23 protein-coding genes and 2 pseudogenes are annotated in these 21,197 nt (G+C 71.1%); 10 read left to right on the top strand and 15 right to left on the bottom strand.

Going from position 1 to position 21,197, the window contains the following annotated elements; genetic code table 11:
- Nucleotides 1–4 precede the first annotated feature (4 nt).
- Together ACGFI2_RS28315 and ACGFI2_RS28310 are read right to left on the bottom strand one after the other, a co-directional pair.
- Entirely contained in the window at nucleotides 5–829 is an 825-nt protein-coding gene (locus ACGFI2_RS28315; protein ID WP_393522574.1) for an ABC transporter permease, read from the bottom strand.
- Nucleotides 826–1,782, bottom strand: coding sequence for an ATP-binding cassette domain-containing protein (locus tag ACGFI2_RS28310; protein WP_393522571.1), 957 nt, complete (start codon nucleotides 1,780–1,782; stop codon nucleotides 826–828). Before ACGFI2_RS28310 ends, ACGFI2_RS28315 begins: the two co-directional genes overlap by 4 nt.
- Before the next feature lie 101 nt (nucleotides 1,783–1,883).
- Here ACGFI2_RS28310 and ACGFI2_RS28305 point away from each other — a divergent pair.
- The 3 genes and pseudogenes from ACGFI2_RS28305 to ACGFI2_RS28295 all read left to right on the top strand — a co-directional run.
- Nucleotides 1,884–2,015 (top strand): annotated as a pseudogene (locus ACGFI2_RS28305) (transcriptional regulator); the annotation flags it as partial.
- A gap of 67 nt (nucleotides 2,016–2,082) precedes the next feature.
- A pseudogene (locus ACGFI2_RS28300) lies at nucleotides 2,083–2,226 on the top strand (SRPBCC domain-containing protein); the annotation flags it as partial.
- 57 nt (nucleotides 2,227–2,283) lie between these two features.
- Nucleotides 2,284–2,841: a Uma2 family endonuclease gene (locus ACGFI2_RS28295; protein ID WP_393522568.1), complete on the top strand. Its 558-nt coding sequence runs from the start codon at nucleotides 2,284–2,286 to the stop codon at nucleotides 2,839–2,841.
- A 51-nt stretch (nucleotides 2,842–2,892) separates the two neighbouring features.
- On the opposite strand, the gene ACGFI2_RS28290 is transcribed toward ACGFI2_RS28295, so the two are convergent.
- The 4 genes from ACGFI2_RS28290 to ACGFI2_RS28275 form a co-directional block, all read right to left on the bottom strand.
- On the bottom strand, nucleotides 2,893–3,780 hold the full coding sequence (locus tag ACGFI2_RS28290) for a glycine betaine ABC transporter substrate-binding protein (protein ID WP_393522565.1): 888 nt from the start codon (nucleotides 3,778–3,780) through the stop codon (nucleotides 2,893–2,895).
- Between the two features lie 76 nt (nucleotides 3,781–3,856).
- On the bottom strand, nucleotides 3,857–4,750 hold the full coding sequence (locus ACGFI2_RS28285) for an ABC transporter permease (protein WP_393522563.1): 894 nt from the start codon (nucleotides 4,748–4,750) through the stop codon (nucleotides 3,857–3,859).
- Entirely contained in the window at nucleotides 4,747–6,012 is a 1,266-nt protein-coding gene (locus ACGFI2_RS28280; protein ID WP_393522560.1) for a glycine betaine/L-proline ABC transporter ATP-binding protein, read from the bottom strand. The genes ACGFI2_RS28285 and ACGFI2_RS28280 overlap by 4 nt, the downstream gene beginning before the upstream one ends.
- 524 nt (nucleotides 6,013–6,536) lie before the next feature.
- Nucleotides 6,537–7,130: a TetR family transcriptional regulator gene (locus ACGFI2_RS28275; RefSeq protein ID WP_393522557.1), complete on the bottom strand. Its 594-nt coding sequence runs from the start codon at nucleotides 7,128–7,130 to the stop codon at nucleotides 6,537–6,539.
- Between the two features lie 71 nt (nucleotides 7,131–7,201).
- Here ACGFI2_RS28275 and ACGFI2_RS28270 point away from each other — a divergent pair, with 71 nt between their 5' ends.
- Nucleotides 7,202–8,407 carry an FAD-dependent monooxygenase gene (locus ACGFI2_RS28270; RefSeq protein WP_393522554.1) on the top strand — a complete coding sequence of 402 codons (1,206 nt, stop codon included), beginning with the start codon at nucleotides 7,202–7,204 and terminating at the stop codon, nucleotides 8,405–8,407.
- A 3-nt stretch (nucleotides 8,408–8,410) separates the two neighbouring features.
- Here ACGFI2_RS28270 and ACGFI2_RS28265 read toward each other — a convergent pair whose 3' ends face one another.
- Both ACGFI2_RS28265 and ACGFI2_RS28260 read right to left on the bottom strand, forming a co-directional pair.
- A complete protein-coding gene (locus ACGFI2_RS28265; protein ID WP_393522551.1) occupies nucleotides 8,411–8,941 on the bottom strand; it encodes an SRPBCC family protein in 531 nt (176 codons plus the stop codon).
- A gap of 2 nt (nucleotides 8,942–8,943) precedes the next feature.
- The gene (locus tag ACGFI2_RS28260) at nucleotides 8,944–9,252 is read right to left on the bottom strand and encodes an ArsR/SmtB family transcription factor (RefSeq protein WP_393522549.1); all 309 of its coding nucleotides are present in this window, start codon (nucleotides 9,250–9,252) and stop codon (nucleotides 8,944–8,946) included.
- A gap of 65 nt (nucleotides 9,253–9,317) precedes the next feature.
- Here ACGFI2_RS28260 and ACGFI2_RS28255 point away from each other — a divergent pair, with 65 nt between their 5' ends.
- The gene (locus ACGFI2_RS28255; protein ID WP_393522546.1) at nucleotides 9,318–10,247 is read left to right on the top strand and encodes an LLM class F420-dependent oxidoreductase; all 930 of its coding nucleotides are present in this window, start codon (nucleotides 9,318–9,320) and stop codon (nucleotides 10,245–10,247) included.
- A gap of 6 nt (nucleotides 10,248–10,253) precedes the next feature.
- Here ACGFI2_RS28255 and ACGFI2_RS28250 read toward each other — a convergent pair whose 3' ends face one another.
- The gene (locus tag ACGFI2_RS28250) at nucleotides 10,254–10,589 is read right to left on the bottom strand and encodes a hypothetical protein (protein ID WP_393522543.1); all 336 of its coding nucleotides are present in this window, start codon (nucleotides 10,587–10,589) and stop codon (nucleotides 10,254–10,256) included.
- 67 nt (nucleotides 10,590–10,656) lie between these two features.
- Here ACGFI2_RS28250 and ACGFI2_RS28245 point away from each other — a divergent pair, with 67 nt between their 5' ends.
- Complete coding sequence (locus ACGFI2_RS28245) at nucleotides 10,657–11,883, top strand: FAD-binding protein (RefSeq protein WP_393522541.1); 1,227 nt, start codon at nucleotides 10,657–10,659, stop codon at nucleotides 11,881–11,883.
- Between the two features lie 13 nt (nucleotides 11,884–11,896).
- Here the strand turns inward: ACGFI2_RS28245 and ACGFI2_RS28240 are convergent, their stop codons facing one another.
- The gene (locus ACGFI2_RS28240; protein ID WP_393522538.1) at nucleotides 11,897–13,036 is read right to left on the bottom strand and encodes a site-2 protease family protein; all 1,140 of its coding nucleotides are present in this window, start codon (nucleotides 13,034–13,036) and stop codon (nucleotides 11,897–11,899) included.
- 61 nt (nucleotides 13,037–13,097) lie between these two features.
- Between ACGFI2_RS28240 and ACGFI2_RS28235 the strand changes: the two genes are divergently transcribed.
- Complete coding sequence (locus ACGFI2_RS28235; protein ID WP_393522535.1) at nucleotides 13,098–13,382, top strand: hypothetical protein; 285 nt, start codon at nucleotides 13,098–13,100, stop codon at nucleotides 13,380–13,382.
- Nucleotides 13,379–13,789, top strand: coding sequence for a PIN domain-containing protein (locus tag ACGFI2_RS28230; protein ID WP_393522532.1), 411 nt, complete (start codon nucleotides 13,379–13,381; stop codon nucleotides 13,787–13,789). The genes ACGFI2_RS28235 and ACGFI2_RS28230 overlap by 4 nt, the downstream gene beginning before the upstream one ends.
- Nucleotides 13,790–13,795: 6 nt before the next feature.
- Here ACGFI2_RS28230 and ACGFI2_RS28225 read toward each other — a convergent pair whose 3' ends face one another.
- Both ACGFI2_RS28225 and ACGFI2_RS28220 read right to left on the bottom strand, forming a co-directional pair.
- A complete protein-coding gene (locus ACGFI2_RS28225) occupies nucleotides 13,796–14,644 on the bottom strand; it encodes an alpha/beta hydrolase (RefSeq protein WP_393522529.1) in 849 nt (282 codons plus the stop codon).
- An 8-nt stretch (nucleotides 14,645–14,652) separates the two neighbouring features.
- The gene (locus ACGFI2_RS28220) at nucleotides 14,653–15,396 is read right to left on the bottom strand and encodes a TetR/AcrR family transcriptional regulator (protein ID WP_393522526.1); all 744 of its coding nucleotides are present in this window, start codon (nucleotides 15,394–15,396) and stop codon (nucleotides 14,653–14,655) included.
- 106 nt (nucleotides 15,397–15,502) lie between these two features.
- Here ACGFI2_RS28220 and ACGFI2_RS28215 point away from each other — a divergent pair, with 106 nt between their 5' ends.
- Nucleotides 15,503–16,942, top strand: coding sequence for an MFS transporter (locus ACGFI2_RS28215; RefSeq protein WP_393522524.1), 1,440 nt, complete (start codon nucleotides 15,503–15,505; stop codon nucleotides 16,940–16,942).
- A 324-nt stretch (nucleotides 16,943–17,266) separates the two neighbouring features.
- Here ACGFI2_RS28215 and ACGFI2_RS28210 read toward each other — a convergent pair whose 3' ends face one another.
- Both ACGFI2_RS28210 and ACGFI2_RS28205 read right to left on the bottom strand, forming a co-directional pair.
- Complete coding sequence (locus ACGFI2_RS28210; RefSeq protein ID WP_393522521.1) at nucleotides 17,267–17,473, bottom strand: DUF397 domain-containing protein; 207 nt, start codon at nucleotides 17,471–17,473, stop codon at nucleotides 17,267–17,269.
- Nucleotides 17,474–17,486: 13 nt separating this feature from the next.
- Nucleotides 17,487–18,323, bottom strand: a complete 837-nt coding sequence (locus tag ACGFI2_RS28205; protein WP_393522518.1) for a helix-turn-helix domain-containing protein — start codon at nucleotides 18,321–18,323, stop codon at nucleotides 17,487–17,489.
- 260 nt (nucleotides 18,324–18,583) lie between these two features.
- On the opposite strand from ACGFI2_RS28205, the gene ACGFI2_RS28200 reads away from it, so the two are divergent.
- Nucleotides 18,584–18,838 carry a hypothetical protein gene (locus ACGFI2_RS28200; protein WP_393522515.1) on the top strand — a complete coding sequence of 85 codons (255 nt, stop codon included), beginning with the start codon at nucleotides 18,584–18,586 and terminating at the stop codon, nucleotides 18,836–18,838.
- Nucleotides 18,839–18,937: 99 nt separating this feature from the next.
- Here the strand turns inward: ACGFI2_RS28200 and ACGFI2_RS28195 are convergent, their stop codons facing one another.
- Nucleotides 18,938–21,148 carry a hypothetical protein gene (locus ACGFI2_RS28195; protein WP_393522513.1) on the bottom strand — a complete coding sequence of 737 codons (2,211 nt, stop codon included), beginning with the start codon at nucleotides 21,146–21,148 and terminating at the stop codon, nucleotides 18,938–18,940.
- Nucleotides 21,149–21,197 lie beyond the last annotated feature (49 nt).

Genomic DNA, 21,197 nt, shown 5'->3' with positions numbered 1-21,197 from the left:
CCGGTCAGGCGCGGCGCCGGTACGCGCGGACGGCGAGCGGCGCGCAGACCGCGATGATCGCCACGGTCCAGAGCAGCGACCGGGTCACCGGCCCGGCGACCGGCCCGCCGATGATCAGGCCCCGGGCCGCCGCCATCACGTCGGCCACCGGGTTCACCCCGACCCACCACTGCAACCAGCCCGGCATCGTGTCGCTCGGCGCCATCATGTCGGTGCCGAAGGTCAGCGGGAACAGGACCAGGAAGGCGGTGCCCTGCACGGCGCCCGGGCTGCGCATCAGCACACCGAGCAGCACGCCGATCCAGCTCACGGCGAACGCGAACGCGATGGTCAGCAGGCAGGCCGCCAGCGTGGACAGCGGGTCGGTGCCGATCCGGAAGCCGATGGCGTAGCCGAACGCGAACAGCACCGTGATGCAGACCACGAACCGGACCAGGTCGCCGACCACGGAGCCGACCAGCGGCGCGGACCGGGCGATCGGCAGGCTGCGGAACCGGTCGAAGACGCCCTTCTCGATGTCGGTGTTGAGGCTGACGCCGGTCGCGACGGACGCGAACAGCACGGTCTGCACCATGATCGCCGGCAGCAGGAACTCCAGGTAGGCGTGCTGCGAGCCGGAGATCGCGCCGCCCAGCAGGTAGACGAAGATGACCACGAAGACGATCGGCTGGAGCGTCACGTCCAGCAGTTGCTCCGGGGTGCGTAGCGTCTTGATCAGGCTGCGGCCGGCGAGCGACAGGCTGTGCCGGGCCAGTCCGAACGGGCGGGCGCCGGCCCGGGGAGCACCGGTGCGGGGCGGCGTCGCCGCCGCGCGGATGGTCGTGGTCATGCCGCCACCTCCGTGGGCTCCTCGGCGCCGTGGCCGGTCAACGTGAAGAACACCTCGTCCAGGCTGGGCAGTCGCAACGCCAGCTCGACCACCCCGATGCCGGCGTCGTCGAGCCGACGGACGACCGCGGTGAACACCGCGTCGTTCTCCACCGGCACGGTGAGCAGCCCGGGTCGGGGCAGCTCGGGTTCCGCGCCGGTGCCGGCGCGCAGGATGTCGGCCACCTCGCCGATCCGGCCCGGCTCGGTCGGCCGGACCACGATGGTCTGGCTGCCGGCGATCCGCTTCAGCTCGCCCGGCGTGCCGTGGGCGATCACCCGCCCGTGGTCGATCACCGAGATCTCGTCGGCCAGCGCGTCCGCCTCGTCCAGGTACTGCGTGGTGAGCAGCACGGTCGAGCCGTCGTCGACGAGCGAGCGGACCACGCCCCACATCTCCTCGCGTTTCGCCGGGTCCAGGCCGGTCGTCGGCTCGTCCAGGTAGATCACGTCCGGCCGGCCGACCAGGCTCGCGGCCAGGTCCAGCCGGCGGCGCATGCCACCGGAGTACGTCTTGGCCGGGCGTCCGGCCGCCTCGGTCAGGTCGAACCAGGCGAGCAGCTCCGCCGCCCGGGCCTTCGCGTCGCGGCGGCTCAGGTCGAGCAGCCGGCCGATCAGCACCAGGTTCTGGGTGCCGGTCAGGTCCTCGTCGACCGAGGCGTACTGCCCGGTCAGCCCGATCAGCCGGCGTACCTGGCCGGCGTCGCGGACCACGTCGTGGCCACCGACGGTGGCGCGCCCCTCGTCCGGGCGCAGCAGGGTGGCGAGGATCCGCACCGCGGTGGTCTTGCCGGCGCCGTTCGGCCCCAGCACCCCCAGCACGGTCCCCCGTCGTGCGGCGAGGTCGATCCCGGCCAGCGCGGTGGTCGTACCGAACCGCTTGACCAGGCCCTCCGCCTCGAATGCGTAACTCATGGCACCGACCATGGCGGGCGCCGCTGGCAGCGGGCGCACACCACGCTGGCACCGCCGCGCACACGCAACAAATGGTTGCGCTTCGCTCCGGTGGCGACTAGCGCTACCGCGTCGACGACGCCCAGCTCGCCCGCGCGGTGGCCCAGCTCGCGTCCGTCGGCTCGGCCTGGGACGCCCGACCGCGCCGGATCAAGCGGATCGCCGAGGACATCCAGCGCGCCCGACCCGAATGACGACGAGAGACGAGGAGATCGACATGGTGGACATCCTGCACCGGATCGGGGTGCGGACCCCGAAACCCACCAGGGCTGGCGCGAGCCGGTCGAGTTCATGCACCACTGCGGCACCAAGTGGGGGTCGTACCTGCTGAGCCTGAAGGCGTTTGTGGAAACCGGCGAGGGCGCGCCTTCGCCCCGCGACGTGCGGATCAGCGACTGGCACTGACCGCTCCGCCCGTGTTGGATACCCGGGTGGAGCCGGGCTCTGGCCTAGGATGACGGTATGAGCGCTGAGGCCGTCGGCATGCACATGCCCGCCGTCGTGACGCTCGACGACGTGGCGACGATGAACGCCGCCGACCCGAACGGTCACCGCTACGAGACCAGCCCCGAGGGGGTCCTGTCGGTCATGCCGCCGCCCGACTCGGAGCACGCGATCATCGCGAGCCGTCTCTTCGCCTGGCTGATCATGGCCGGGTGGCCCGCCGAACAGGTGCTCCAGGCGGTCGGCGTACGGGTTCCCGGGCGCAACGGCGACGGCGGCCGGATCCCCGACCTGAGCGTGTGGCGCAAGCCGCCCGGGCGTGGAGTCTGGTCGCCCGTGGCCGACCTCGTGCTGGCGGTCGAGATCGTCTCGCCCGGTTCGGAGGCGATGGACTCGGTGACCAAGGTCCGGGAGTACGCCTCGGTCGGCATCCCGCGCTACTGGGTGGTGGATCGCGACGGCGCGCAGACCGTGACGCTCCACGAGCTCACCGGCGACGGCCGGTACGCCGAACACGCCCGGATGCCGCTGGCCTGGCTGTTGCAGACCGCCCCCGCCGACCACCTCGACCGCTGACGACGAGGGCCCCCGCCATACCGGCGGGGGCCCTCGTCGTCACGGGATCGCTCAGGCGAGCGTCTTCAGGTAGTCGGGGTTGGCCTTCAGCCATTCCGCGACGGCCTTCTTCTCGTCGCCCTTGTGGGTGGTGAACATCAGCTCCTCCAGCGACGCGAGCTGGTCACCGTCCATCTTGAACTTCTTCAGCATCTCGGCGACCTCGGGGAAGTCCTTGCCGAAGCCCTTGCGGCCGAACGTGTTGATCTGCTCGGCCTGGCCCAGCGTGCCCTTCGGGTCGGCCAGGTCCTTCAGCTCGTACTTGGCGTAGGCCCAGTGCGGGTGCCAGAGCGTGACCACGATCGGCTTCTTGTTCGCGATGGCGCCGTCGAGCGCGGCCAGCATGGCCGGGGTGGACGACGTCTTGAGCTTCATCGAGCCCTCCAGGCCGTACTTCGGCAGCACCTGCTCCTGGGTGGCCTTGGTGAGGCCGGCGCCCGGCTCGATGCCGACCATCTCGCCGCCGAACGTGCCGGCCTTGGCGGCCAGGTCCTCCAGCGAGTCGATGCCCTCGACGTACTTCGGCACGGCGATGCTGAGGCTGGCGTCGTCGTGCCACACGCCCAGCTTCTCCAGCTTGTCGCCGTACTTCTCCAGGTAGGAGGCGTGGGTCAACGGCAGCCAGCCGTCCAGGAACAGGTCGATGTCGCCGTTGGCGAGACCGCCGTAGACCAGGCCGGCCTCCAGGTTCTTCAGCTGGACCCGGTAGCCCTTGTCCTCGAGGATGTTCTGCCACAGGTGGGAGGCGGCGATCGCCTCGTCCCAGGCCATGTAGCCGATGGTGATCTTCTTGTCGCCGCCGGACGCGCCGTCCGACCCGTCGCCGCAGGCGGTCGCGCCGCCGAGGGCCAGGGCGGCGGTCACCGCCAGCGCGAGGACGCGCTTCACTGTCGTGATCACAGAATTTCCTTTCCTTACGGGGTTGCCGGCGCTCGCGGGTACGCGGAAGCAGGGGTGCCGGTCGGTCGGGCGACGGTCAGGCGGCCTCACGCGCGAGGCGTTGCGCCCGCGCCGAGGGGATCCGGTCGCCCAGGGAGTCGGTGAGCCGGTCGAGCACGACGGCGAGGACCACGACGGCGATCCCACCCTCGAACCCGCTGCCCACCTCGACCTGGGAGAGCGCGAAGATGATCACGTCACCGAGGCCGCCGGCGCCGACCATGCCGGCGATGACCACCATGGACAGGGACAGCATGATCACCTGGTTGACGCCGGTCATGATGGTCGGCAGCGCCAGCGGCACCTTGGTGCGCAGCAGCACCATCCACGGGGGCGCGCCGAAGGACTCGGCGGCCTGCACGATCTCCTTGTCGACCTGGCGCAGGCCCAGCTCGGTCAGGCGGACGCCGGGCGGCATGCTGAACACCACCGTGGCCAGCACGCCCGGCACCGTGCCGATGCCGAAGAAGAAGAGCGCCGGGATCAGGTAGACGAACGCGGGCATCGTCTGCATGAAGTCCAGCACCGGCCGGGCCACCGCGGACGCCCGCCTGTTCTCCGCCACGAAGATGCCCAACGGGACCGCCAGCAGCAGGGCGAGCACGCTGGCCACGAGCACCTGCGCGAGCGTGCTCATGGTTTCCTCCCAGTACGGCATCCCGGCCACCAGCAGGAGGCCGACCGCGGCGCCGACGGCGAACTTCCAGCCGCGCAGCCACCAGCCGAGCCCGGCCAGCACCGCCACGACGGCCACCGCCGGTACGCCGTTGAGCAGTTGTTCGAGCGGGCCGACCAGTGCCTCGACCCCGGTCGTGATCGCGTCGAAGACCGGGCCGAGGGTGCGGGTGGCCCAGTCCACGGCGGACTCGACCCACTGGCCCAGCGGGACCCGGGGCAGCGCGGCGTCGAGCGGGAACTCACGCAGGCTCATGCCGGCGCCTCCGTTCCGACCACCAGGTCGATGTCGGCCGGCTGGGCCGGTGACGGCTCAGCCGTGGCCGGTTCCTCGGGTGTGGCGCTGGCCAGCGCGCTGAGCAGCGTGATCCGGGGAATCACCCCGGCCAGCCGACCCCGGTCGTCCAGTACGGCCACCGGGTGCTGGCTCTCCGCGCAGTCGGCGAAGAGGTCGGCCACCGAGGTGTCCTCGGTGACGGTGCGGACCTGGTCCGTCGAGACGTACCCGTCGAGGTTGGTCCGGTTCTCGCGCAGCGCGCGCAGCACCTCGTCCTCGGTCACCGTGCCGAGGAACCGCTTCCCCGGACCGGTCACGTAGACCACCGAGGTCTGGGTCTCCCGCAGCGCCTTCGCGGCGACCCGGGGCCCGGCGCTCACGTCGAGCACCTGGTGCGGCTTCTCCATCACCGAGGCGGCGGTGAGGATGCGGGTCCGGTCGACGTCGGCCACGAACTGCGCCACGTACCCGTTGGCCGGGTCGGTGAGGATCTCCTCCGCGGTGCCGATCTGGACGATCCGGCCGTCCCGCATCACCGCGATCCGGTCGCCGAGGCGCATCGCCTCGTTGAGGTCGTGGGTGATGAAGACGATGGTCTTGCCCAGCTCGGCCTGCAGCTCCAGGAGTTGGTCCTGGATCTCCCGCCGGATGAGCGGGTCGAGCGCCGAGAACGCCTCGTCCATGAGCAGGATGTCGGTGCCGGCGGCCAGCGCGCGGGCCAGGCCGACCCGTTGCCGCATGCCGCCGGAGAGGTCGTGCGGGAGGTTGTCCGCCCACTCGGTCAGGCCGACCATGCGCAGCGCCTCCATCGCGCGCTCGCGCCGCTGTGCCTTGGGCAGGCCGGCCACCTCGAGCGCGTACCCGGCGTTCTCCGCCACCGTGCGGTGCGGCATGAGCGCGAAGTGCTGGAAGACCATGCTGATCTTGTCCCGGCGCAGCTTGCGCAGCGCGGCGGGCTTGAGCGAGGTCAGCTCGACCCCGTCCACCCGCACGCTGCCCGAGGTGGGGCGGAGCAGGCCGTTCAGCATCCGGATGAGGGTCGACTTCCCGGAGCCGGAGAGGCCCATCACGACGAAGATCTCGCCGGGGCGTACCTCGAAGGTCGCGTCGATGACGGCGGCGGTGGCCGGGAGTCCGGCCAGGGCCTCGGCGCGTGGCGCGCCGTCCGCCAGGCGTCTTACCGCTTCGTCAGCTCGGTTCCCGAATATTTTGTAGAGCGACTGCACTGCGAGCGCGGACACGATCCCCTCTCCGACGCCGACCGCCGGCGGATCACGCCGGAGGGAAGCGGTCTTCGGTGTCGCCGGTCATATCAATATCGGTCACGTTGGGTGGCTCATGAGGGCCGGCCGAGAAACCTACCGACGTTTTCGCGATTAATCCAGTCGGGACTACGGGGCATGTGGAACTGCACACAGAAATCCGGTGCTGAATTCGGTCGACCGGGCCGCTCCGGTACGCGCGTCAAGCCCGCGCGATCAGCGTCTCCGCTGTTCCAGGCGTTACTTCCGGCGGTTGTTGGCAGTGGTGCCGTCCGCTGCGGAATATGAAGGCGCTGATAGAGAACCGTCACGTATTCGTCATATATCTCCCGGCCGCGTCGCGGGTTCCCGGTTGGCGTCGCCGTCCCATTCCGGAATGGGAAGCTTCCGTTCGACCCGGCTGGCCGTCGCGGTTCGCCCGGCCTTCGATCTTCCGGCTAAATGTCCCGATTCCCGAGATCGATCGTCCGCATCTCGGGAGCGCTGGACCGGCGCGGGGTGGGTCAGGAGTTCCCTCGGTCGGGGCCCAGATCCCGGGCGACGATCCGTAGCGCGCGGGTCAGTTCCTCCGCCGAGGGGGCGGCGTCCGGGTCGACCAGCCACTGCGCGGCCACCCCGCCGAGCAGCGCCTGGTGAAACGCGCCGAGCGTGAGCGCGGTGGCCTCGTCCGCTCCCGGGTCGAGCCGGTGGAACACCTCGGCCAGTCCGAGGCGCGCCTGGCGGTTGGCGGCGGCGAACGCCGCGCGCAGCTCGGGGGAGCGGTCCATCCGGGCGATCAGCTCGAACTGGACGGCCCAGAGCGGGCGTAGCCGGGCGAACGACTCGATGATCCGTGCCCAGGCCAGCTCGAAGCGCCGCTCCGGGCCGACGTCCGGACCGGCGTCGTGCGCCAGCGCGCGGTTCAGCTCGTCGCCCCACTCCGCCATCGCCTCGACGAGCGCCTCGTCGAGCAGCGCGCGGGTGGTGCGGAAGTGGTAGCCGATCGCGGCCAGGCTGGTGCCGGCCGCGGCGGCGACGTCGCGGGCGGTGGTGGCGGCGTAGCCCTTCTCGATCAGGCAGCGCTTCGCGCCGGCCAGCAGGTCCTCCCGATTTCCCATGCCGGCAGCGTACCGAAGCTGTTGAACATTTGTCTTGCACAAACGTCTGACACGTCCGTACCGTCATCGCCATGACCGATGTCCTGATCTCCGGCGCCGGTGTCGCCGGCTCCGCGCTCGCCTGGTGGCTGCGTCACCACGGCTTCCGGCCGACCGTCGTGGAACGGGCCCCGGCCCCCCGCGACGGCGGCTACAAGGTCGACGTCCGGGGCGCCGCCCTGACCGTGCTGGACCGGATGGGCCTGGCCGGGCCGGTGCGTGCCCACGACACCGGGATGCGGCTGGCCCGCTTCCTCGACCGGCGCGGCCGGCAACTCGCCACCATGGACGCCGCGCTGTTCGGCGGCCGGTCGGCCGACGACGTCGAGATCATGCGCGGCGACCTGACCCGGATCCTGCGGGCCGCCGCCGGGGACGTGGAACACCGCTTCGACGACTCGGTCACCGCGCTGCACGCCGACGCCGACGGGGTCGACGTGACGTTCGCGCGTGGCGACCACCGTCGCTTCGACCTGGTCATCGGCGCCGACGGTCTGCACTCGACGGTACGACGGCTCGCGTTCGGTCCGGAGTCGAGCCACCTGCGCCCGCTCGGGCACCACATCGCCGTCTGCACCGTCCCGGCCGGGTTCGGCGAGGACCGGGTCGAGCTGCTGCATCCGGCCCCCGGGCGGACCGTCGGCGTCTACCGGACCGCGGGCGCGCCCGACGCCCGGGCGCTGTTCCTCTTCCGCTCGCCGGCCGACGCCCACGACCCCGGTGACGTGGCCGGCCGGCGGGCCGTGCTGCACCGTGCCTTTGCCGGCGCCGGCTGGCGGGTGCCCGAGCTGCTCGCGGCGGCGGCCGACGCGCCCGACCTCTACCTCGACGCGATGAGCCAGGTGCGGATGGCGAGCTGGTCGGCCGGCCGGGTCGGCCTGGTCGGCGACGCCGCGTACGCCGCCTCACCGGCGTCCGGGCAGGGCACCAGCATGGGGCTGGTCGGTGCGTACGTGCTGGCCGCCGCGCTGGCCGAGGCGGGTGGTCGGCCGGCGGCCGGGTTCGCCGCGTACGAGCGCCGGATGCGGCCCTTCGTCGCGGCGAACCAGGGGCTGGCCGAGCGGAACCTGAAGGGCATGGTGCTCGGCTCGGCCGGACAGATCCGGTTCCAGACGACGATGCTGCGTCTCCTGCCGCACCTGCCCGGGCAGCAGCGGATGATCAGCCGGGTGGCCGAGCCGATCCGCCGGGCGTCCACCGCGATCACGTTGCCGGACGCGCCGGCCCGCGCGACCTGAGCCTCAGTCGCGGTCCAGGCGTTCGGCGTACGCGTCGCGCAGCTCCGCCCAGCCGAAGTTCTTCGCCTCCGCGCCCCGGATCGGGCCGACCGGATCGCCGTCGATCAGGTGGCCGGCGACGTCGAGGCAGAGGTGCCAGCCGGCGGCCACCATCGGCGCCAGGTCGGGCCGGTCGATCCGGTGCCGCAGGGTCAGCGTGGTGCCGGCGCCGGTCGGCGCCAGCTCCCAGCGGAGCAGGCCGTCGCCCCAGGTGTGCTCCAGCACGGTCGGGCGGTCGGCGCGCAGCACCGTCGCCGGCGCCGGGTGGGTCCGGTCGCCGTCGACCGTGCTGAGCGTGGCCTCGCCGGGGCTGCCGAGGTCACGGTCGGCGAGGAACGGCGCCCACTCGGCGAGCTGGTCCGGGGCGGTCAACGCGGCCCACACCCGCTCGGGCGGATGCCGCAGCTCCCGGACGAGGACCAGGTCCCACCGGTCGTCGACCGGGACCCGGTCGACCTCGGCGAGCGGGCCGGGACGGAAGTCGTCACGCTGCATCGTCACTCCTGACGGTCGAGATGGCGCTCCAGGGCGTCGAGATGTCCGGTCCACATCAGCCGGTACGGCCCGAGCCAGTCGTCCACCGCGCGCAGCGGTCGGGTGTCCACCCGGTAGATCCGCCGCTGGGCCGCGGTGCGGCAGGTGACCAGGCCGGCCTCGCGGAGCACCCGGAGGTGTTTGGAGACGGCGGGCTGGCTCATGCCCAGCGCGTCCACCAGCTCGCCGACGCTGCTCTCCGCCCGACGCAGCCGGTCGAGGATGTCGCGTCGGGCGGGCTCGGCCAGCACGGCGAAGGCGTCCACGGTCACCTTCCCAATATGCCACCACAGTTATATGCCGGTCAAGGCATAGAACCTGGCCCTATGCTCGGGGCATGGAACTGCGGATCTTCACCGAACCCCAGCAGGGCGCCAGCTACGACCAGTTGCTCGCCGTGGCGCGTCGCGCGGAGGAAACCGGCTTCGCCGCGTTCTTCCGTTCCGACCACTACCTGAAGATGGGCGCGGTGAACGGCGACCCCGGTCCGACGGACGCCTGGACCACACTCGCCGGCCTGGCCCGCGACACCACCCGGATCCGGCTCGGCACGCTGATGAGCGCCGCCACCTTCCGCCTCCCCGGCCCGCTCGCCATCACCGTGGCGCAGGTCGACCAGATGAGCGGCGGCCGGGTCGAGCTGGGCATCGGCGCCGGCTGGTACGCCGAGGAGCACGCCGCGTACGGCATCCCGTTCCCGCCGCTGGGCGAGCGGTTCGACCGGCTGGCGGAGCAGCTCGCGGTCATCACCGGGCTCTGGTCCACCCCGGCCGGCTCCACGTTCGACTTCCCCGGCAGGCACTACCCGGTCAGCGACTCGCCGGCGCTGCCCAAGCCGGTGCAGCGGCCCCACCCGCCGATCCTGCTCGGCGGCATGGGCCCGAAGCGCACCCCCCGCCTCGCCGCCCGGTACGCCGACGAGTTCAACCTGCCGTTCGCCTCGGTCGACGACACGACGGCACAGTTCACGCGCGTACGGGACGCCTGCGCCGAGATCGGCCGGGACCCGTCCACCATGATCTGGTCCAACGCGCTGGTGCTCTGCTGCGGCCGCGACGACGCCGAGGTGGCCCGCCGCGCCGAGGCGATCGGCCGGGAGCCCGCCGAGCTGCGCGCGAACGGCGCCGCCGGCACCCCCGCCGAGGTGGTGGAGACGCTCGGCCGGTACGCCGAGGCCGGCGCCGCCCGGGTCTATCTCCAGGTGCTCGACCTGGCCGACCTGGACCACCTGGAGCTGGTCGCCGCCGAGGTGATGCCGCAGCTCTGAGCGGACCTACGCCCGCCGCACCGTGTCGAGCCGGCCGTCCCGGTCGCTGTCCAGGTACATCACGTCCGGGACGCCGTCGCCGTCGATGTCGACCTGCACCACGTCGGCCACGCCGTCGCCGTCCAGGTCGGTCACCACCTCGACGGAGCCGTCCAGGTGCCGGGTCACGATCGACCGGCTCCGCCCGTCGCGCGGCGCCGGCCCCGGGTGCGGCGCCGGCTCCGGTTCCGGCGTCGGCGCCGGGACCGGCGTGGTCAGGTCGGGGTCGACGCCGGTCGGGTCGATCTCCTCCTCCGACGGGTACACGTCACCGTGGAGGCTCGGGTCGCGGTAGCTGCTCATCCCGCCAGGATTCCCGCTGCGACCCCGGGGCAACCCTGCCCGCACGCGATGGCGGATGATGCAGCGCATGACCGACACCAACTGGGCCGGCAACGTCCGCTGGTCGGCCCGGACCCGGCACCGGCCCACCTCCCTGGACGAGCTGCGGCGGCTGGTCGCCGGGGCGGACCGGGTCCGGGCCGTCGGCACCGGTCACTCGTTCAACCGGCTCGGCGACACCACCGGCGCCCAGGTCGCGCTCGGCGGGCTGCCGCCCGCCGTCGCGCTCGACCCCGACCGCGGCACCGTCACGGTCGCCGCCGGTGTGCGCTACGGCGATCTGGCCACCGCGCTCCAGGCCCAGGGGTACGCGCTGGCGAACCTCGCCTCGCTGCCGCACATCTCGGTGGCCGGCTCGGTCGCCACCGCCACCCACGGCTCCGGTGTCGCCAACCGCAACCTGGCCGCCGCCGTGGCCGCCATGGAACTGGTCACCGCCGAGGGCGACCTGCTCACCGTCGACCGGTCCGACCCCAGGTTCGCCGGCCTGGTGGTCAACCTCGGCGCGCTGGGCGTGGTCACCCGGCTCACGCTCGACGTGGTCCCCACGTTCACACTGCGGCAGTACGTCCGGCTCGGCCTGCCCCGAGCCGCCCTGGCCGAGGCGCTCGGCGCCGCGTACAGCGTCAGCGTCTTCACCGACTGGCGGTCGGAACGCTTCGACCAGGTGTGGATCAAGCAGGACGCCGGCCAGCCGTCGCCGCCCGCCGACTGGCTGGACACGGTGGCCGCCGAGACGCCGCAGCACCCGGTGCCCGGCATGTCGCCGGAGCACTGCACCGCCCAGTTCGGCGCGCCCGGGCCGTGGCACGAGCGGCTGCCGCACTTCCGGCTCGGCTTCACCCCCAGCAGCGGCGACGAGTTGCAGTCCGAGTGGCACGTGGCCCGCGACGACGCGGCGGCGGCGCTCGCCGCGCTCGACCCGGTCGCCGAGCGGATCGCCGCCGTGCTCCAGATCTGCGAGCTGCGTACGGTGGCCGCCGACGAGCTGTGGCTGAGCCCGAACTTCCGCCGGGACACGCTGGCGGTGCACTTCACCTGGATCGGCGACCCGGTGGCGGTGGCGCCGGTGCTGGCCGAGGTGGAGCAGCGGCTAGCCCCGTTCGCGCCGCGCCCGCACTGGGGCAAGCTGTTCGACCGCGACCCGGCCGCCGCGTACCCCCGGCACGCCGACTTCGCCGCGCTGCTGCGCGAGTTCGACCCGGCCGGGAAGTTCCGCACCGAGGACCTGGACCGCTACTTCCCCCGGGACTGACGACCGGCGTCGGTCAGCGGCCCGCGGGCGACTGCCCGCGCAGGCTGCCGCGCTGCACGGCGCGGCTGATGTCGCTTGGCGAGACGATCCCGACCAGCCGGTCGTCGACCACCACCAGCGCCCGGCCGTCGGTGCACTCGTTGAGCCGGGGGAGCAGCTCGGTGAGCTGCTCGTCCGGTCGGGCGAGCACCAGCTCGTCGGCCCGGCAGGACACCTCGGCCAGGGTGGTGGCCGCGCGGCGGTCCGGCGCGACGCCGCGTACCCGGTCGAGCGTGACCAGGCCGACCGGCCGGTCGTTCTCGGTCAGCGGCAACGCCGAGTGCCGGTACGCGAAGAGGTAGTGGTCGACGAAGTCGGCAACGGTCAGGTCGCCGGACGCGGTCTGCGGCTGCGGCGTCATCACGTCGCCGACCCGGATGCCGCGCAGCGCGTCGCCCATCCGGGCCTGCCGCTCCTCCTGCCCGGCCGCGCCGATCAGGAACCAGCCGATCAGCGCCAGCCAGAGCCCGCCGAACCCGGCCCCGCTCAGGAACCGCCACAGCCCGAGGCCGATCAGCACGATGCCCAGCACCCGGCCGGCGCCGGCGGCCACCACCGACGCGCGGGTCCGGTCGCCGGTGGCCTTCCACACCGCCGCCCGCAGCAGCCGGCCGCCGTCCAGCGGCGCCGCCGGCAGCACGTTGAAGAGCGCCAGCAGCACGTTGATGCCGGCCAGCCAGGACAGCGCGCCGAGCAGCAGACCGTGCCCACCGGCCACCGCGACGGCCACCGCGATCGCGCCGAACACCACGCCGATGATCAGGCTGACCAGCGGGCCCACCCCGGCGATCCGCAGCTCGGCGCCGGGATCCTTCGCCTCGCCCTTCAGCTCGGCGACGCCGCCGAAGAGCCAGAGCGTGATCCCCTCGACCTCGATGCCGTTGCGCTTGGCCACCACCGCGTGCGACACCTCGTGGGCGAGCAGGCCGAGGAAGAAGACCACCGCGGCGGCCAGGCCGGCCGCGAGGTAGGCGACCGCGGAGTGCCCGGGGTACGAGCGCGGGAACAGGCTGCCCGACAGCGTCCAGGCGATCAGCACGAAGATGACCAGGACACTCCAGTTGACGCCGACAGGTACGCCCGCGACCCGGCCGAGCCGGAAACTCGCCCTCATCTTTCCCCCATACCCAGCGCGCCGTCCCGGTAACGGAGTATGCGCCGATTATGCTGAGAGTATGACACGACGCATCACGATCAGCCTGCCCGACGACGTCGCCGAGTACGTCGAGCGCTCGCACGGCACGACGTCCGGCTTCATCGCGGACGTCCTGCGGCGCAAGATGCGGGCGGACGGGCTACGGGCCCGCTGGGCCGAGCACGGCTACGTGGTGACCGACGAGGACGTCGAACGCGCGCGCCGTCGGCTGGCGGAGCACCCGCCGATCACCGACGAGCAGCACGACCGAAACATGCAGTGGCTGCGCCAGTTCGGCGACGAGGACGGGGCGGCCGCCGCGTGAACGGGCTCGTCCTGGACACGTCCGCCCTGCTCGCGTACGCATCGGGGGACAGCGTCGAGCCCGGTGCGCTGCTGACTCTCGCGCAGGAGGACCCGGAGCAGGAGGTGTGGATCCCGGCGCTCTGCCTGGGGCAGGCGCAGCTTCAGCTCGCCGGGACGCCGGCGACCGATCTGCTCGACCTGCTCCTGGACGCCGACCGGGACATCCGAGTCGCGGTGTACGACGGTCCGACCAGCCGCCGGGTGGCCCGGATCGCCGCGAGCTGCAAGGTGCCCCTCGATGTGGCCCACGCCGTCGCCACCGCCGTCCTCTACCGCTGCTACCTGGTGACCCGGGACGCCTCGACGGTGGCCGCAGCGGCCCCACCCGACCTGGAGATCCTGGACATCGCCGACTCCTGGGAGTGAGCCGGATCAGCGGTGGGGTGCCGCGCTGACCACGGTCGGGGAGAACTCGTTGGCCGCCTCGACCGCCCATTCCAGCGCGAAGTCGGCCTCCTCCTCCCAGCCCGGCTCGCCGCCGACGAAGTGCGACCGGCCGGGGAACTCCCGATAGCTGGTGATCGCCGTGGAGCTGCGGTAGAGGTTGGCCAGGCTGGTGGCGAGCGACGGCGGGATCACGTGGTCCTCCCCGCCGGCGGTGATCAGCAGCGGGGCACGGTCGTCGCGCTTGCGGTCGATCTCGGTGGCCGAGTTCGGGTCCAGGTTGGCGAACGAGCCCTCGAACAACACGTGACCGGCGCCGGGCACGGCGTACCGCTCCCAGGCGGCGTCGGACTGCTCGCGGGTGAGCGTGTTGCCGAAGGCGTACCGGAAGTCCTCGACGGTGAACGGCACCGCGCGGTGCCGGTTGGCCGGGTTGTGCAGGATGGAGAACCCGGAGCGCAGCGTGCTCAGCGGCAGCTTGAGCACGCCCTTCACCGGCGCGGGGTGCACGCCGACGACGGCGGCGCCGAGCCGGCGGTCCAGCAGCAGTTGGGCGATCAGGCCGCCGAACGAGTGCCCCATCACGATCGGCGGTCGGGGCAGCTCCCGGATGATCGCCGCGTGGTGCGCGACGATGTCGGCGATCCGCTGGCCGGCGATCGGCGTGGGGTCGGCCCGCAGCTCCGCCGGCTCGCGGTCCATCCCGGGCCAGGCCGGGGTGAGCACCCGAAAGCCGCGCGCCGCGTACCGGTCGGCCCAGCGCTCCCAGCTGCGTGAGGTCATCCAGAGCCCGTGGATGAGCACGATCGTGTCGACGCGTCCGGTCGGTACGCCCATGCCGCGGCTTACCCGGCCGGGCGGCCCGCACGCCCGGCCTGCGCCTTCGCGGCCAGCCCGTCGATCAGCAGGTCCAGGCCGAAGCCGAACCGTTCGTCGCCGCCGCCGGCCATCAGCTCGTCCAGGTGGCCCAGGATGCGCGGGTAGGTCGGCGCCGGCAGGCCCTGGTAGTACGCCCGGAGCTGCCGGTGCAGGTTCGCCCACCAGGCCGCCGGTTCCTGCCCGGCGGCGCGGGCCTTCTCCGCGTAGAGCGCGCCCTCGTAGGCGTCGCCGGCGATGTAGAGGAAGAGCCGGTCGAGGAACCAGGCCGCCCGCTGGGGCGGTACGCCGCCGGCGAGCAGGATCTCCAGCATCCCCTCGGTGACGCGCAGCGCGTTGGGGCCGGTGGGGATGGTGGCGAGCGAGGCGAGCGCCAGGTTGGTGTGGGTGGCGTAGACCCGGTACGCCGCCCAGGCCACCTCGCGGATCTGCGCGGCCCAGCGCGCCGGGTCCGGCGCCGGTACGACGATGTCTGCGCTGGCCCGGTCGACGAGCAGTTCGAGCAGCTCCTCCTTGCCGGAGACGTGGGCGTAGAGCGACGCCGGCCCGGTGCCCAGCTCCTGGGCGACCCGCCGCATGCTCAGCGCGCCCAGCCCTTCCCGGTTGATCACGGCGAGCGCGGCGTCCACCACCGCCTGCTGGCTGAGCGGCTGGCGGGGGGCCGGCCGGCTGCGGGCGCGGGTGCGCCACGGCGGGGCGGGTTGGTCGCTCACGGACACCTCCGGCGGTCGGGACCCGAACATCGTACTTGCCGCGAACACCGTTCGTTGATAGAACGATGTTCGACAACGAACGGCGTTCGATTCGATCGGGGGAAGCATGACCACGGAAACCGTGACGCCGCAGCGGACGGGCTCGCCCGCCACCGGCCACCGCTGGCGCTGGATCGCGCTCGTGGTGATCCTCAGCGCCGAGGTGATGGACCTGCTGGACGTGCTGGTCACCAACCTCGCCGGTCCGGCGATCCGGGCCGACCTCGGCGGATCGCCGGCCCTCATCCAGTGGCTCGGCGCCGGCTACACCCTGGCCATGGCCGTCGGCCTGGTCACCGGCGGCCGGCTCGGCGACCTGTACGGACGGCGGCGGATGTTCCTGGTCGGCGTGCTCGGCTTCACCGCCGCCTCGGCGCTCTGCGCGCTCGCCGCCGGCCCGGGCACGCTGATCACCGCCCGCGTCGTGCAGGGCCTCTTCGGCGCGCTGCTCCTCCCGCAGGGACTCGGCCTGATCAAGGAGATGTTCTCGGCGGACGAACTCGCCGCCGCGTTCGGCGCGTTCGGCCCGGTGATGGGCCTCTCCGCCGTCGGCGGCCCGATCCTGGCCGGCTGGCTGGTCGACGCCGACCTGGCCGGCACCGGCTGGCGGGCCATCTTCCTGATCAACGTGCCGCTCGGCCTGCTCGCCGCGCTCGGCGCCGTCTGCTTCCTGCCCGAGTCCCGGGCCTCCCGCGCCACCCGGCTCGACCTGCCCGGCGTCCTGCTCGTCTCGCTCGGCGCGGTGCTGCTGGTCCATCCGCTGGTGCAGGGACGCGAACTGGGCTGGCCCTGGTGGACGCTGGCCATGCCGGCCGGCGCGGCGCTGGTCTTCGCGGTCTTCGCCCGCCACGAGGTGACCCGGCAGCGCGCCGGCCGCGACCCGCTGGTCGTGCCCACGCTGTTCCGACGCCGCGCGTTCACCGGTGGCCTGGTCGCGGGCCTGGCGTTCTTCACCGCGCTCACCGGCTTCTCGCTCGTCTTCAGCCTCTATCTTCAGCTCGGTCTGGGCTGGTCGCCGCTGCGTACCGGCCTGGCCTCGGTGCCGCAGGCGCTCGGCATGGTGCTGGCGTTCGTGCTGGCCGGCGCCGGCCTCGCCCGACGCCTCGGCCGACGGCTGATCCACCTCGGGCTCGTGGTGGTGCTGGCCGGCGTCGCCGGGATGCTGCTCACCCTGCGCCTGGTCGGCGACGACGTCACCCCGTGGCGGCTGGCGCCCGCGTTGCTGGCGGTCGGTTTCGGGATGGGGCTGGTGATGGCGCCCTTCTTCGACATCGTGCTCTCCGGTGTGGACGAGGAGGAGACCGGCTCGGCCTCCGGCACCCTCACCGCCGTCCAGCAGCTCGGCGGCGCGCTCGGCGTGGCCCTGCTCGGCACCGTCTTCTTCGACGCCGCGTCGGCGGGAGTCGGGCACGCGGTGCGGGTCACCCTCGTCGCGGAGCTGGGCCTGGTGCTGGTCACCGTCGCCGGCGCGTTCCTGCTGCCGCGCCGCGCCCGCGAGGGCGTGTAAGGAAGGGGCCCTTATTAACGGATTCGGTAGAGGAAGGGCCCCCGCTTAACTGGTTCGGTTTGCACTGAGCGAGCACTAACCAAGGGTTGTGCCGGACGGCCGTTTTGACGCGGTGGGGGAGACATCAGTGAGGTCCGGGAGGCCGCCGCTCTTGAGCCATGCGGCGAACTCGCGGCGCATCTCCAAGGCGCTCGCGGCCCGGACCGCGCTGGCGGAGGCGTCATGCCCGGCTGCCTGAGTTGGCCGGGTGTGTGGCTCGCCGTTCGAGTCGAAATCGGTGGAAGTCATGCGCTGACCCTTCTCACCACACCGCGCCGGCGCGTGTCAGTCGACAGGGCGCTCCTGCTGGAAACCGCGAAGGAAGCTCCGCCACGGCTGTCCGTCGAAGAGGAGGACTGGGCCGCTCGCGTCCTTGCTGTCCCGCACGCCGACCCGACCGGAGAGGTTGTCCGCGACCTCGACGCAGTTGCCGGAGCCGTTGCTGCGGGTGCTCTTTCGCCAAGTCGTCGCGGCCTGGTTGGTCTCGTCCACCCGGGTCGTCTCCTCAGAGTTGGTCGATCGCCTCCCGGATCAGGTCGCGCGACTCGCGGGCGCCGGCCGCCGTGGCGACCAGGTGCTCGAAGACTCGCGTGTATTCCCTGACCTGTTGGCCCTCCAGGTAGAGGCTACCCGCGCGGGTCTCGACGTAGACGACGCCCGGGTCGGCCGGCTCCGGGAAGGCGAGCAGGCTGAAGGCGCTACCCATCGAGCCGTATTCACCCGCCGCGAACGTCAGGATCTGGACGGTGTTGCCGGGGCGATCGGCGTCCTCGGCCAGCCGGTGCAGTTGCGCCTTGAACGTCTCCGCGCCGCCGACCGGCCGTCGCAGGACGGCTTCATCCAAGACGACCCACAGGTTCGGCGGAGATTCGTTGGACTGGCGGCGCATCCGCAGTTCGACGCGGCGGTCCACCTCGTTGTCGGGTGAGTCCGGGTGTTCGGCCCGGACGACCGCACGGGCATAGTCGGCTGTCTGGATCAAGCCCGGTATTAGCTGAGGCTCGAACGCCCGGATCTCTGACGCCTCGGCCTCCAGTCCGACGTAGACCTCAAACCAGTCCGGCAGGACGTCGTCGTATGCCTGCCACCAGCCGCGCTTCCGGGCGTCCCGCGCCACCTGCACGAGCGCATCGACCTCGTCGCCCTCCACTCCGTAGAGATCGAGAAGGCCGCGCGCGACCGGTGGCATCACGGAGACCTGGGCGTTCTCGATGCGGCTCAGCGCGGACTTCGAGATGCCGACCTCTCTCGCCGCCTGGTCGGCCGTCATCCCCGTCTGTTCACGGAGTCGGCGGAGGGCGGCGGCGAGTCGCCGGCGACGAACGGTCGGGCTTCCGGTCATGCCGACCAGTGTGGAGGGTTTGGGCCAGACACGCAACGACCTAGTCCCAAATCGGGAGTTGCGCAAAGGAATGGTCCCATGCACGATGAGTGAGGGAGCTCTTCGCTTCGGTGACGAAGGCGGGGTGAGCCCGAGAACGCCCTGCTGCCGTACCGCCGAGGAGGGCTGCGGTGGCAGGTGCCGGGCGGGGCCGCCGGTACGGGGTGGGCCGGTGGCCCCGCCCTTCCATGGACGAATCTCGACGGAGAGGTGGTCAGGTCATGACTGAACGATGGGTGATCCACCTGCCGGTCGTCGTGAACGACCTGCTGTCCGCTCAACGGCTGGCGCGAGTGGTGGCGCACTGGACGCACGTGCTGCCGCAGACCGAGCCGGGCGGAACCACCGTGTCCCCCGAGGACGATCAGAATGTACGCCACTGGGTCTTCTGCGACAGGCGGGTGGGGGAGGGGCAGCGCTGCCGGCTCCGGCCCGACCACGACGGCGAGTGTGTGCGGAGGTTTCGGGTTCGATGATGTGAAGCGCCGATAGGCACTGTCCAGTTGGCAGAGTCACGAGATCCAGGTCGCGCGTCGGCCAATTCCTGCCCTGCGGCCAGCAGTCGGGAGAGCCAGTCACTTTTTGGCGCGTAACCTCTTAGCATCTCGCATCGTCAGCCATCCAAGAAAAATGAATGGGATTGCATAGCAAAGGACGCCGCCTATGCTGTTGGCCAAGCCGTCATCGGGCCAGCCGCCGGTAAGACTGAGGTGGACCGCTATGGCGGACCCGATGGCAAAGGCGGCGGTGACCAGCCACAGAAGTCCTCGCCCGAGCCAAGCGAGTGCAGCTCCATTTCTGGCCCTCTCAACAGCCGCTTCAAGGTCTCGGATCGTGGCTGTGCGTACGAGTTTGCCGTCGCCCAGGTATGTTCCTTGATCGAGCCAGTGCGCCATTCGACCCGCGTCGGGTTCAAGGAGCTTCCGGTTGACGGCTTCCTGCACCGCCGCGTAGAGCCCTCCGCTGAAGCCGACCAGATATGCGGCCGAGGGGCGGAGGCGCGCTTCTGCGAGACCTTCGGGGGCTGCATAAGCGCCCAGGGAGCGTGCCGCTGCGGACAGCCACCCCAAGAGCGATTCATCGGGAGGAATCTCACCTTTGGCCATCTTTAGCCAGTGTGCGCGCCACGGCTGCAGCCATGACCGTACGTCGAAGTTCGCAGCCATGAGACCTTCGATAGCGTAAAGCGGAAGCTGCACCGCGAGCGCTCGGCCGTCCGCAGCGGCACGTTCCTGCTCGGCGTGCCAGGGGGAGCTTTGCGCAGATGCAGCCGCCGAGAGTGGGCCGCTGGCGAAGCTACCTGCTGCGACCAAGGGGTTCCTCGAAACAAGTTGAGGGCTTGTCTTGGAGGGCAGGTCTGGGGCGGTCAATTCATGGGAGGTGGGTATAGGCGCGCCTTCTGAAACGACAGCATGGCCTGGGCGTGTGGGCAAAAGTGGAATGGCGGACCTCTTCAGCCGGTGCACGCCAATTACGGCACGGCCTTCGACCTGATCGATCGATGCGATAAAGACCGACTCCCGGCGATCGGTTGCTAGACGGAGAAGTCGCCGCGAGTCTCTCCATGGTTCCACCAGCAGGCGGGTTTCGTTGACGGTTTGCTCCGCCTGATAAAGTCGATGTGAGGAATCAAGTGCCAGCAACTGGCGCCCATTCAAGGTGGCAAGATCAATGATGTTCGACTCTGATGAGAATGCGAGTTCGGGTGATCCGCCGGTCAGCGGAGTGATAAAAACCTTTCTGCCTGCTGTAAGTGCGCAAGTGCTGTCGTCGAGCATGACTGCACTCGAAACGAAATGATCGGCAAGGGGTAAGCGGTGATGCACTTCGTCGCCAAGGCTCCCACCCACTTTGATCAAGGTAGGTGGGCTGGGCGGTGTACTGGCCTGGTTCGAGTCTAAGTACCAGATAGATCCTTCCGGGCCAGTGAGAAGCTTGCCCCCGTGCTCCACCGCGCTGCCGCTGGCGACGACGTGGAGAGCGCCAGCGTGATAGCGGCCGATGCCATGCTTGCGAGTGAGCAGTAGTGAGCCATCGGGTAGTCGTAGCGCCGCATTGCCGCATCCGGACAACGTTACTTCCCACCGGGTCCGTCCGCTGTTTAAGTTTACTGCGGCGACGCCGTCGTTAAGGGTAACTAAGGCGGTTTCCTCGTCCATCGCGCTTAGCCCAAGATGGGGGTACTCTGCTACGTCCAAGGCTGTGCTTGCGACGGCGGTGATTGACGGGGAGAATGAAGGGCTCGTAGGCTCGGTCTTCAGAACTTCTGGCTTATGGGCTAGGAGTTTATAAAGCGGCGTGTATGCCTCTCCCTTGAAGGCTGCGGCGTCCACAACCAGATCCAGTAGTTCCTGCGGTGGCACGAAACCGGCGAGCATGGCCTCCCAGTGGCTGCGGTCAAGGAGAACGATATCCAGGCGGCGCCCCCTCACCAAATCGTCGAGCGCCTCTCCCGTGTAGCCCTCCATCGCCAGAAAGACGCCCGTAACACCTACCATTCGTTGCTCTACCCGACGCTGCAACTTGGCGATCGGCCCCGTGCTGGTCTTCTGTCGCTCCCATTTTGCTTCGAGGATGAACGGACGGTTGCCGTGCCGAAAAGTAACATCGATCTCACCAACTGAGCGCTGGTCCGGCCGTGCCGAGATGCCGAAGACGGTCAGCAGGTCAGCCACCAAACCGTTGAAGCGCTGGCCTCGTTTCTGCGGAGTCATACCGCCGTCGAGCCGCTGCAGTGCGCGGTACTCGGCGACAAGACCTCGCCAACGTGACGCATCGTTGATCACGCGTACACTCTGCCGTACCGGGCAACCGGACACCACGGCTGTTTGGTGC

It is taken from the genome of Micromonospora sp. NPDC049282, from assembly GCF_043197045.1.
Classification (GTDB): domain Bacteria; phylum Actinomycetota; class Actinomycetes; order Mycobacteriales; family Micromonosporaceae; genus Micromonospora.
The sequence above is the reverse complement of the archived record's forward strand: the minus strand, read 5'-3'. Positions and strand labels throughout refer to the sequence as shown.